An 11,724-nucleotide genomic window follows, 5' to 3' on the forward strand; every position below is an offset into this window, starting at 1 on the left:
TGCGGCAATCATCCCAACAACCGGAAACTGTCAGGTATCTCTCCGAACACCTGTCAGATATCTCCCCGGTCTGAACAGTCCCCTTGACCCCATACTTGTTTTTCGCCGCAAAGCGGCCATCAACCGTCACGCCGCGCGATGGCTCTATGGCGCTACGCGCAAAAGAAAAAACATATGGGATCAAAGGGCCTTCCGGCCCTTTGCGGGTCCGGGCAGCGCCTGGCCTGGTGTTACACCCCGAGGCAGGCGGCGAGTTGGGCGCCTTCGGCGATCAGGTCGGCGAGGCGGCCTTCGCCGATGACGCGCCCGCGGTCCAGCAGCACGGCGCGGTCGGCGAGTGCGGCGGCGAAGCCGCGGTTCTGTTCGGAGAGGAGGATGCCGACGCCGGTGGCCTTGATTTCGGCAAGCGCGGCGGCGAGGTCCTCCACCGCCTTGGGGGCGATGCCTTCGGAGGGTTCGTCGAGCAGCAGCATGCGCGGCTGGCCCATCAGGGTGCGGGCGACGGTGAGCATCTGCTGTTCGCCGCCGGAGAGCAGTCCGGCGTCGCGCTTCAGGAGCGTCTTGAGGTGGGGGAAGACGGCGAGCACGCGGTCTTCGTCCCAGGCCGGGGCGCCGGGGCGGGGGGCGCGGCGGCCGACGTCGAGGTTTTCCCACACGGTGAGGCGGGCGAACACCCGGCGGTCTTCCGGCACCCAGCCGAGCCCGGCGCGCGCCGCGGCGTGGGGGGGGCATCCGGTGATATTTTCGCCTTCGAAACGAATTTCTCCGGCGGTGATGTCGGTAAGTCCCATCGCCGACTTGAGAGTGGTGGATTTTCCCGCGCCGTTGCGGCCGATCAGGGCCACCGCCTCGCCGCCGCCGACGGCGAGCGAGAGGCCGAACAGCACCTGCACCGCGCCGTATCCCGCGCACAGTCCGGCGATTTCCAGCACGGCTTGTTCCTTTCCTGAAAAAAGCACTTAACGCATTGCAAAGCCGCAAATAATGCCTAGCCTATAACGGCGAGGAACAACGCTTTAAAAAAGCTAAGGATACGAAAAATGGGTCCTGTCCTATCGGTCGGTTGCGAGACCATGGTGGCCGAGATCGTCGCGCATGCGCGGCACAAAATGCAAGCGGCACATACCCCCCCCCAGGAAATCGATGCGGTGGCCGAGTTCATCGGCCAGTTCTACCGCACCGTGCCGCCGGACGACGTGCTCGGCAAGCCGTTGGAATACCTCTACGGCTCGGGGCGGTCGGCCTGGGGCCTGGCGCAGAAGCGCCGCCCCGGCGAGCTGCTGCTGCGGGTGTTCAACCCGTCGCATGCGGAGAACGGCTGGTCGTGCGAGCACACCGTGGTCGAGGTGGTGAACGACGACATGCCGTTCCTGGTGGATTCGGTGACCGGCACGCTGAACGACCTGGGGCTGGAGACTCTGGTGCTGATCCACCCGGTGGTGGCGGTGGAGCGCGACGCCAAGGGCGCGCTCGCCGCGCTGTTGCCGGCGGACGCCGGCGACGGCGGCCAGGGGCAGGCCGAATCGGTGATGCATCTGGAGGTGACGCGGCAGAGCGACGCCGCGATGCTGGAACGCATCGCCAAGGAGCTTTCGGCGACGCTGTCCGACGTGCGCGCCGCGGTGGAGGACTGGGAGGCGATGCGCGGCCGCATCGACGAGGCGCTCACCGAGGGCTTCCCCGAGGGCGGCGACGACCCGCTGGAATGCCGCGCCTTCCTGGAATGGCTGCGCCAGCACCACTTCACCATGCTCGGCGCACGGGTCTATCACGCCGTGGGCAAGGGCGGCGCGCAAACCCTGAAGCTCGACCCGGACTCCGGTCTCGGCGTGCTGCGCGACCCGGAGCGCCGCGTCTTCGACGAATTGCAGACCAACGCGGCGGGCCAGGTGGAGACCCGCATCTTCGGCGACGAGGGGCCTTCGGTCCTGGTGACCAAGAGCAACCGCCGCGCCACCGTGCACCGCCCGGTGGCGATGGACGCCATCGTGGTGAAGCGCCGCAACGCGGAAGGCCACGTCATCGGGGTGTGGCTGTTCGTCGGCCTGTTCACCGCCGACGTCTACACCAACTCGCCGCTCGCGGTGCCGATGCTGCACGGCAAGATCACCCGGGTGATCGCCGCGGCGGGCTACAAGCGCAAGGGCCACGACGGCAAGAAGCTGCTGTCGATTCTGGAAAACCTGCCGCGCGACGAACTGTTCCAGTCCTCCGAGGCGCATCTCGGCCGCGTCGCGGTGGGGATTCTGCAACTGCATGAGCGCCGCCGCGCCGCGCTGTTCGTCCGTCCGGACGATTTCGAGCGCTTCATCTCGTGCCTGGTGTACGTGCCGCGTGATCGTTTCGATACCGCACTGAGGCATGCGATCCAGGATATCCTGGCCAAGGCGTTCGACGGCACCATCCTTTCCTACTACACCCAGATCGCCGATGCGCCGCTCGCGCGCCTGCATGTCATCGTGCGCACCCGGCCCGGCGCGGTGCCGGTGTTCGACGCCCGCGAGGTGGAGGCGCGCATCGCCGCCGTGGCGCGCGCCTGGGACGACCGGCTGCGCGACGCCCTGGTGCGCGGCCTCGGCGAGGAGCGGGCGGCCAACCTGCACCGCCGCTATGGCCGCGCCTTCCCCACCAACTATACCGAGCACTTCGATGCCGAGGCCGCGGTCTACGACATCGAACGGGTGGAGGAAATTCTCGCCTCCGGTGTGCTGGGGATGAACCTCTACCGGCCGCTCGAAGCCCCGGAAACGGAAGTCCGCCTGAAGATCTACCGCGGCGGACGCGCGGTGCCGCTGTGCGACATCCTGCCGATGCTCGAGAACATGGGCCTCAAGGTGATGGAGGAGATTCCCCATGCGATCAAGGTCGGCGGCGGCGCGGCGGAGGAAGGCGGCGCCAACGTGTGGGTTCACGACTTCGGCATGCGCGCCGCGCATGGCGGCGGCGTGGACATCGCCGCGGTGCGCCGCCCCTTCCAGGAGGCGCTTTCCCGCGTCTGGAACGGCGAGATGGAAAGCGACGCCTACAACCGTCTGGTCATCGGCGCCGGGTTGACGGCGCGCGAGGTCACGGTGCTGCGCGCCTACGGGCGCTATCTGCGGCAGGTGCGGTTCTCCTTCTCGCAGGCCTACATGGCCGATGCGCTCCTCGAAAACGCAGCGGTGACGCGGCACATCATCGATCTCTTCCACATCCGTAACGATCCCTTCCACAACGCGGAAACCCGCGAGGCGGAAAGCACCCGCCTGGAGGCGGCGATCGCCCAGGAGCTGGACGCCATCGAGAACGCCGACCACGACCGCATTCTCCGGCGTTTCCTCAACCTGGTGCACGCCACCATCCGCACCAACTACTACCAGACCGAGGCGGACGGTTCGGCGAAGCCCACGCTGGCCTTCAAGCTGGCGAGCCGCGAGGTCATCGACCTGCCGAAGCCCAGGCCCTGGGTGGAGGTGTTCGTCTATTCGCCGCGCCTCGAAGCGGTGCACCTGCGCGGCGGGCCGGTGGCGCGCGGCGGCATCCGCTGGTCCGACCGGCCGGAGGACTACCGCACCGAAATCCTCGGCCTGATCAAGGCGCAGATGGTGAAGAACGCGGTGATCGTGCCGGTGGGCGCCAAGGGCGGCTTCCTGGTCAAGCGGCCCCCGGCGGAAGGCGGGCGCGAGGCGTTCCAGAAGGAAGGCGTGGAGTGCTACAAGCTGTTCATGCGGGCGCTGCTCGGCCTGACCGACAATTTGGCGGGCGGCAAGGTGGTGCCGCCCAGGGACGTGGTGCGCCACGACGGCGACGACCCCTACCTCGTGGTCGCCGCGGACAAGGGCACCGCCACCTTCTCCGACATCGCCAATGCGGAGTCCGGGGCGGCGGGCTTCTGGCTTTCCGACGCCTTCGCCTCCGGCGGATCGCAGGGCTATGACCACAAGGTCATGGGCATCACCGCGCGCGGCGCGTGGGAGTGCGTGAAGCGCCACTTCCGCGAACTCGGCCGCGACATCCAGTCCGAGCCCTTCGACGTGGCGGCGGTGGGCGACATGGCGGGCGACGTGTTCGGCAACGGCATGCTGCAATCGGAGACCATCCGCCTCATCGGCGCGTTCAACCACATGCACGTGTTCGTCGATCCGGATCCGGACCCGGCGGCCTCCTTCGCGGAGCGCAAGCGCCTGTTCGATACGCCGCGCCTCACCTGGGCGGACTATAACCCGAAGCTGCTCTCCAAGGGCGGCGCGGTGTTCAGCCGCCAGTCCAAGTCGGTCACCGTCTCGCCCGAGGTGCAGGCGCGACTCGGCCTGACGGAGGCGACGCTGCCGCCCAACGAACTGATCCGCGCCATCCTCGCCGCCGAGGTGGATCTCTTGTTCTTCGGCGGCATCGGCACCTACCTGCGCGCCAGCGACGAAACCGACGCCGAGGTGGGCGACCGCGCCAACGACGCGGTGCGCATCACCGCGAAGGAGGTCCGCGCCAAGGTGGTGGGCGAGGGCGCCAACCTCGGCGTGACGCAGCGCTCCCGCATCGAGTTCGCGCTGAGGGGCGGGCGCATCAACACCGACGCCATCGACAACTCCGCGGGCGTCGATTGCTCCGACCACGAGGTCAACATCAAGATCCTGCTCAACGACATCGTCGCCCGCGGCGACATGACGATGAAGCAGAGGAACGTGCTCCTCGCGTCGATGACCGACGAGGTCGGCACCCTGGTGCTGCGCGACAACTATCTGCAGGGCCAGGCGCTTTCGATGATGGAGGCGTGCGGGCCGGAACGCCTGGACGAACAGGCCCGCCTGATCCGTCACCTGGAACGCCTGGGGCGGCTCGACCGCGCCATCGAGTTCCTTCCCAACGAAGAGGAGATCGCCGACCGTATCGCCAAGCGTGGCATTCTGACGCGCAGCGAATCCGCGGTGGTGATGCCCTACTGCAAGCTCTGGCTGTTCGACGAGATCATCGACAGCGGCCTGCCGGACGCGCCGATGCTCAAGGACGAGCTCCTCGGCTACTTCCCCACGCCGCTGCGCGAGGGCTTCGCCGCGGCGATCGAAACCCACCGCCTGCGGCGCGAGATCGTCGCCACCGTGGTCGGCAACGCCCTGGTCAACCGCGTCGGCGGCACCCTGCTTACCGAAATGATCGAGGAAACCGGCCGCGGCCCGGCGGATATCGCCCGCGCCTTCCTGGTCGCGCGCGAGGCCTACCACCTCAACGACCTCTGGGCGGAGATCGAGGCCCAGGACAACCGCATCCCCGCGGGCGTGCAACTCGACCTGCTGATCGCGGTGAACAAGGCGGCGCGCGCCGTGGTGGCGTGGATTCTCCACCATGCCGGGGTGGAAATCGACATCGGCGGCCTTTCCATCCGCTTGCGTAACGGTGTCGATGCGCTTCTTACCGTCAACGACGCCCACGGCGAGGCGGCGGAAGGCGCGGCCGCGGCGCAGGCCGCGGAATGGGTGGCCGCGGGCGTGCCGGAAGACCTCGCCCGCCACATCGCGGTGCTCGGCAGCCTCGTCGCGGTGCCCGACATCGTCGGACTCGCCGAAACCCGCCAGGTGGAAATCCCGCAGGCGGCGCGCGTCTATCACGCCGTCGGCGAACGTTTCGGCTTCCGCTGGGCGCGCGATGCGGCGGCCCGCCTGCCGGTGCGCTCCCACTGGCAGAAGCTCGCCATCGGCGCGCTGATCGAGGACTTCGCCGAACAGCAACGCGACGTCGCCGAAGGCGTGCTCGCCCTCATCCCCGGCGGAGAGAAGCCGAAATCCGTCGATGAGGCGCTCGCCGCCTGGACCGAGGCCAACGCCTACGCGGTGCAGCAGCTCGACCGCCTGCTCGCCGAATACCGCGAAAGCCCGCAGGCCCCGGACCTCGCCATGCTCACCGTCGCGGCCCGCCAAACCCGCACCATGGCGCGGGCGTAAAACCAGAACTTCGCGCGGAGGGACTCGGTCCCTCCGCGCTTTCCTAAAACCAGGCCAGGGGCTCTGCCCCTGGACCCCGCCGGGGATTCGATCCCCGGACCCCATGACTTTGGTTTTTCGCCGCGTAGCGGCATTCAACGCCCGTGTTGCTTATGGCGCTACGCGCAAAAACCAAAGTTATGGGGTGCGCGAGGGGATTGGAGCCGACCGCCGGAGGCGGTGGGAACGCCCAGAGGGCGTTCCCAAGGCGGAGATGTCCCCTCGCAGCGTTTTTGTTTCCCGGGCGGTGTGATAGAACCGGACGGACGAGGCTGGGGTTCACCGCGGGGCAGGGCACATGGCAGGGCAGACGGGTGCTTCGGGCGGGAGCCGGGCGGTATGGGGGTGGTGCCTGTACGACTGGGCCAACTCCGCCTTTCCCACCGTGGTGCTGACCTTCGTGTTTTCCACCTATTTCACCAAGGCGGTGGCCGAAACGCCGGAGTCCGGCACGGCGCTGTGGGGCTGGGCGATGTCCGCCGCCGGGGTGGCGATCGCCGTGGCGAGCCCGGTGCTCGGCGCGATGGCAGACCGCATGGGCCGCCGCACGCTGTGGGTCGGCGCGTTCACCGCTGCGACGTGCGTCTTCACCGCCGCCTTGTGGTGGATTGCGCCGGAGCCTGCCTCGGTGCTGCCGTGCCTGACCCTGGTGGCCGCCGCGACAGTCTGTTTCGAAATCGCAACGGTCTTCTACAATGCGCTGCTGCCGGATTTGGCTGCGCCTTCCCGCATCGGCCGCATCTCCGGCTGGGCCTGGGGGGTGGGCTATGCGGGCGGGCTTACCTGCCTCGTCGCCGTTCTGTTCGGTCTGGTCAGGGCGTCGCCGCCGCCCTTCGGCCTCGACCCCGCGGTGGCGGAGCCGGTGCGCGCCGCCGCGCCCTTCGTCGCCATCTGGATGGCGGTCTTTTCCCTGCCGCTGTTGGTGTGGGTGAAGGACCCGGCCACCGGCGCGGCGGGCGGCCTTGCCGCCGCCGCCGGGGGCGCGTTCCGGGGGCTGCGCGCGACCATCCGCGCCTGGCCGAAGGATGCGCGCATCGGGCGCTTCCTGCTCGCCCGCATGCTCTATACCGACGGGCTCAACACCCTCTTCGCCTTCGGCGGGGTCTATGCCGCGGGCACCTTCGGCCTGTCGCTCGCCGAGGTCATCGCCTTCGGCATCGGCCTCAACGTCACCGCCGGGCTGGGCGCAGCCGCCTTCGGCTGGCTCGACGACCGGATGGGGCCGAAGCGGGTGGTGCTGATCTCGCTCGCCGCGATGACCGGCATCGGCGCGGTCCTCGTCGTGACCTCGGATGTCCGCCTGTTCTGGGGGCTGGGGCTGGCGCTGGGGGTGTTCGTCGGCCCCGCCCAGGCGGCCAGCCGCACCTTCATGGCCCGCATCGCCCCGCCTGAGGCGGTCGCCGCCTGTTTCGGCCTCTATGCCCTCTCCGGCAAGGTCACCGCCTTCCTCGGCCCCGCGGCGCTCGCCACCGCTACCGCGGCGTTCGCTTCCCAACGCGCCGGAATGGCCACCATCCTCGCCTTCCTCGCCGCGGGCGGCCTGCTGCTCGCCGCCGTGCCGGGAACGCGGCGGGGGTAATACAAAAACTTTGCGAGGGGTCTTGGACCCCTCGCGCACCCCATAACTTTTTTTGCCGCGCAACGGCAAGCGACACCTCCCGTGGCGACCGCACGGGCCTATGGCGCTGCGCACGAAAATAAGAAGTTATGGGGGGTCCGGAGGGGCCGAGTCCCTCCGGGAAGTTTTGGCCTTACCCCAGTTTCACGGCGGTGCCGTTGGCGGAGACCATGAGCATGGTCTTGTCGTCGCCGCCGATCACCTCGTAGTCGAGGTCCACGCCGACCACGGCGTGCGCGCCCAGATTGTAGGCTTCTTCCTTCATCTGGGCGATCGCCAGGACCTTGGCCTCGCGCAGGGATTTTTCGTAGGCTCCGGCGCGGCCGCCGACGACGTCGCGGATCGAGGCGAAGAAATCCTTGAACAGGTTGGTGCCCATGATCGCCTCGCCGGAAACGATGCCGAGGTAGAGGGCGACCTTGTGGTCCTGAATGCCGTCGGTGGTGGTGACCATGATCGCGTCGCTGGGGTTGGGTTTTGCCATTTGCCGATGTCTCCGAAAAAATCCGTTGGCCGTGAAACGCCTTGGAAATCCATCCGTCCGGAAGCGGACGGTCAATGGCGGAAGTGTCGCATTCCGGTGAACACCATGGCAAGGTTCGCGTCGTCGGCGGCGGCGATCACCTCGGCGTCGCGGATCGAGCCGCCGGGCTGGATCACCGCCGTGGCCCCGGCTTCCGCCGCGGCGAGGAGGCCGTCGGCGAAGGGGAAGAAGGCGTCGGAGGCGACGACGCTGCCCTTGGCGAGGGAGGCGGGAAGCTTGGCGATGTCCGCGGCGTCGCCCGCCTTGTGCGCGGCGATGCGCGAGGAATCGACGCGGCTCATCTGTCCCGCGCCGATGCCGACGGTTGCGCCGTCCTTGGCATAGACGATGGCGTTGGACTTGACGTGCTTGGCGACGGTGAAGGCGAAGAGGAGGTCGCGCAGCTCCTGCTCCGTCGGCGCACGCTTGGTCACCACTTTCACGTCGGCGGCGGCGATGCGGCCGTTGTCGCGCGACTGCATGAGGATGCCGCCGGAGAGCGTTTTGGCGAACCAGCCGGGGGCCGCGGCATCCGGCATGCCGCCGGTGAGCAAGAGGCGCAGGTTCTTCTTCGCGGCGAAGATGGCGAGCGCGCCGTCCTCCGCCTCGGGGGCGATCACCACCTCGGTGAAGATCTTCGCGACCTCTTCGGCAAGCGCCGTGGTGAGCGTGCGGTTGACTGCGACGATGCCGCCGAAGGCGCTGACCGGGTCGCATTTCAGCGCCTCGGCATAAGCGGCGGAGAGGTCCTTGCCGGTGGCGACGCCGCAGGGATTGGCGTGCTTGATGATCGCCACCGCCGGAGCCTCGAACTCGGCGACCAGCTCGAACGCGGCATCGGTGTCGTTGAGGTTGTTGTAGGAGAGCTCCTTGCCCTGCACCTGGCGCGCGGTGGCGACGCCGGGGCGCGCCGCGCCGTCGGTGTAGAACGCCGCCTGCTGGTGCGGGTTCTCGCCGTAGCGCAGTTCCTGCGCCAGTGTGCCGGTGAGGAACAGGCGCTCGGGGAAGGTCTTGCCTTCCTGCCGCGAGAACCAGGTGGAGATCGCCGCATCGTAGGCGCCGGTGCGGGCGAAGGCCTTCCCCGCCATGGCACGGCGGAAGGCGGCGGCGGTGGCGCCGCCGTTGGCGGCGATTTCGGCGAGCAGCGGCGTATAGTCCGCGGGATCGACGATCACGGTGACGGCGGCGTGGTTCTTCGCCGCGGCGCGGATCATCGAGGGGCCGCCGATGTCGATGTTCTCGACGCAGGTTTCGAAGTCCGCGCCCTTGGCCACGGTGGCCTCGAACGGGTAGAGGTTGACCACCACCAGGTCGATCGGCGGAATGCCGTGGTCGGCCATCGCCGCCTCGTGCGCCGCGTTGCCGCGGATGCCGAGGATGCCGCCGTGGATCTTCGGGTGCAGGGTCTTCACCCGGCCGTCCAGCATCTCGGGGAAACCGGTGTGATCCGCCACTTCCGTCACCGGGATGCCCGCATCGCGGATCGCCGCGGCGGAGCCGCCGGTGGAGAGCAGGACCACGCCCGCATCGTGCAGGGCGCGGGCCAGGTCCACCAGGCCGGTCTTGTCGGAAACCGAAATCAGGGCGCGGGCAATCCGCGGGTTCAACGTCTCAGCCATTGGCCGTCCTCTTTATCGAAAGTCTCGGGTGTCAGTGCGGTCCGGTTTCGGACCCTTGGTATTCCGGCACCACGCGGCGCATCACGGCCAGCGCGGCATCGAGGTCGCCGGCGCGGCAGGCGGCCTCCATTTTGTCGAGGAGGGCGCGGATGTCCGCCAGCTCCACCGGGCGCGGCGCGGCGAGCAGAACGCCCTTGGTCGCGGTGGGCAGCAGCTGCTCCTCGCCGTGGAAGATTTCCTCGAAGAGTTTTTCGCCGGGGCGCAGCCCGGTGTAGACGATGGGCACGTCCACCTCGGGGCGCAAGCCCGCAAGGCGGATCATCTGCCGCGCGAGATCGACGATCTTCACCGGCTGGCCCATTTCGAGGACGTAGATCTTGCCCTCGTGCCCGGCTGCGGCATCCGGCGCGGCGCCCATGGCGCCCGCCTCGATGACCAGTTCCACCGCTTCGCGGATGGTCATGAAATAGCGCCGCATCTCCGGGTGGGTGACGGTGATCGGCCCGCCCTCGCGCAACTGCTTCTCGAACAGCGGCACCACCGAGCCGGTGGAGCCGAGCACGTTGCCGAAGCGCACGGTGACGAAGCGGGTGCCGCGGGTTTCCGGTGCCAGGTCCATCGCCTGGCAGAGGCATTCCGCCATGCGCTTGCTTGCGCCCATCACGTTGGTGGGGTTGACCGCCTTGTCGGTGGAGACCATCACCATGGTGGAAACGCCATGCGCGACGCAGGCCTCCGCGACGTTGCGCGAGCCCGCCGCGTTGGTGATCAGGCCTTCCAGCGGGTTGGCCTCCACCAGAGGCACGTGCTTCAGCGCCGCGGCGTGGAACACCAGCTCGGGGCGGCGCTCGGTGAAGATCGCATCCAGGCGGGCGCGGTCGCGCACGTCGCCGATCAGCGCGGCGCGCGGCATCTCCGGCCGGGTGCGGAAAAGCTCCATGTCGATGGTGTAGAGGGCGAATTCCGAGGCTTCCACCAGGGTCATCTCGGCGGGGCCGAAGCCCGCCACCTGGCGCACCAGCTCGCTGCCGATGGAGCCGCCCGCGCCGGTGACGAGAACGCGGCGGCCGCGGATGAAGGCGGCCATGCGGTCGCGGTCGAGCACGGTTTGCGGACGCTGCAGCAGGTCCTCGATCGCCACCGGCTTGAGGTCGAAGGCCTGATCGGCGAGCGCGGTGCGCAGGTCGTCGAGGCGCGGCAGGCGCGACAGGCCGAGGCCGAGCGCCTGGGTTTCCTCCGCCATGCGGGCGACCACCTCGCCGTCGAAGGTGTCCTTGGTGAGAATCACCCGCTGCGGCCGCCGCCCCTTGGCGGTCAGGGTTTCCACCACCGGCGCGAGGTCGTCGAGGGTGCCCATCACCTCGACGCCGCGGATGCGCCGCCCCACCCGCGCCGAGGTTTCGCCGAGGATGGCGACGACGCGGTAGTTGGCCTGCGGGTTGGTTTCCATGGCGCGGATGAACAGGTCGGCGGCGTCTCCCGCGCCGATCAGCAGCACCGGCACGCGGGCGTTCTGCGCCGCGTCGGCGTGCAGGGTGATGCGCCGGTCCTTCAGCATGCGGTAGGCGAAGCGCGGTCCGCCGAGCAGCACCATCAGCACGCCCCAGGCGATGAACGGCGTGGAACGGGGGAAGCCTTCGAGGCGGTTGTAGAGGAACAGGCCGAGGGTGAAGGCGGCGATGAGCAGGGTGACGCCGCGCACGATCGCCAGGAGGTCGTTGACCGAGGCGTAGCGCCAGATGCCGGCGTACATCTTCTGGGTGCGGAAGGCGACCGCCGCGATCGCGGTGAAGACGCCCGCCATGAAGAGAAGGTCGTGCGGGGCGAAACGGTCGAAAACCGCGAAGTCGAGCCGCAGATAAAGCGCCACCGGCAGGGCCAGCGCCGCCATGACCAGGTCATGGACGAAGACGATATGCTTGCGGGACAGACGCATGAAGACTTCTTCGGTTGCCGCTGAAATGCGGGCGAGAAGGTACACCCTTTGCCCGTGCATCGGAAGCAAAAGCC

6 protein-coding genes are annotated in these 11,724 nt (G+C 68.6%); 2 read left to right on the forward strand and 4 right to left on the reverse strand.

Features of this window, described 5'->3' with window-relative positions:
• Window positions 1–230: 230 nt before the first annotated feature.
• Entirely contained in the window at window positions 231–932 is a 702-nt protein-coding gene (locus tag O7R11_RS05785) for an ABC transporter ATP-binding protein (RefSeq protein ID WP_337996550.1), read from the reverse strand.
• A gap of 108 nt (window positions 933–1,040) precedes the next feature.
• On the opposite strand from O7R11_RS05785, the gene O7R11_RS05790 reads away from it, so the two are divergent.
• Both O7R11_RS05790 and O7R11_RS05795 read left to right on the forward strand, forming a co-directional pair.
• Window positions 1,041–5,915 carry an NAD-glutamate dehydrogenase gene (locus tag O7R11_RS05790; protein WP_337996551.1) on the forward strand — a complete coding sequence of 1,625 codons (4,875 nt, stop codon included), beginning with the start codon at window positions 1,041–1,043 and terminating at the stop codon, window positions 5,913–5,915.
• A 337-nt stretch (window positions 5,916–6,252) separates the two neighbouring features.
• Window positions 6,253–7,533, forward strand: coding sequence for an MFS transporter (locus O7R11_RS05795; RefSeq protein WP_337996552.1), 1,281 nt, complete (start codon window positions 6,253–6,255; stop codon window positions 7,531–7,533).
• 172 nt (window positions 7,534–7,705) lie between these two features.
• Here O7R11_RS05795 and O7R11_RS05800 read toward each other — a convergent pair whose 3' ends face one another.
• The 3 genes from O7R11_RS05800 to O7R11_RS05810 form a co-directional block, all read right to left on the reverse strand.
• Window positions 7,706–8,056 (reverse strand): heavy metal-binding domain-containing protein, encoded by a 351-nt coding sequence (locus tag O7R11_RS05800; RefSeq protein WP_476445259.1) that lies wholly within the window; start codon window positions 8,054–8,056, stop codon window positions 7,706–7,708.
• A gap of 71 nt (window positions 8,057–8,127) precedes the next feature.
• Complete coding sequence (gene purH, locus O7R11_RS05805; RefSeq protein ID WP_337996553.1) at window positions 8,128–9,714, reverse strand: bifunctional phosphoribosylaminoimidazolecarboxamide formyltransferase/IMP cyclohydrolase; 1,587 nt, start codon at window positions 9,712–9,714, stop codon at window positions 8,128–8,130.
• Between the two features lie 31 nt (window positions 9,715–9,745).
• The gene (locus O7R11_RS05810; RefSeq protein WP_337996554.1) at window positions 9,746–11,650 is read right to left on the reverse strand and encodes a polysaccharide biosynthesis protein; all 1,905 of its coding nucleotides are present in this window, start codon (window positions 11,648–11,650) and stop codon (window positions 9,746–9,748) included.
• Window positions 11,651–11,724: the final 74 nt, after the last annotated feature.

The organism is Oleispirillum naphthae, from assembly GCA_027864655.1.
Lineage (GTDB): Bacteria > Pseudomonadota > Alphaproteobacteria > Rhodospirillales > Rhodospirillaceae > Oleispirillum > Oleispirillum naphthae.

Bases quoted from the DNA above. Each gene is read 5' to 3' on its own strand.
- O7R11_RS05790 (WP_337996551.1), top strand. From the start codon at position 1,041: ATGGGTCCTGTCCTATCGGTCGGTTGCGAGACCATGGTGGCCGAGATC.
- O7R11_RS05795 (WP_337996552.1), top strand. From the start codon at position 6,253: ATGGCAGGGCAGACGGGTGCTTCGGGCGGGAGCCGGGCGGTATGGGGG.
- O7R11_RS05800 (WP_476445259.1), bottom strand. From the start codon at position 8,056: ATGGCAAAACCCAACCCCAGCGACGCGATCATGGTCACCACCACCGAC.
- purH (WP_337996553.1), bottom strand. From the start codon at position 9,714: ATGGCTGAGACGTTGAACCCGCGGATTGCCCGCGCCCTGATTTCGGTT.
- O7R11_RS05810 (WP_337996554.1), bottom strand. From the start codon at position 11,650: ATGCGTCTGTCCCGCAAGCATATCGTCTTCGTCCATGACCTGGTCATG.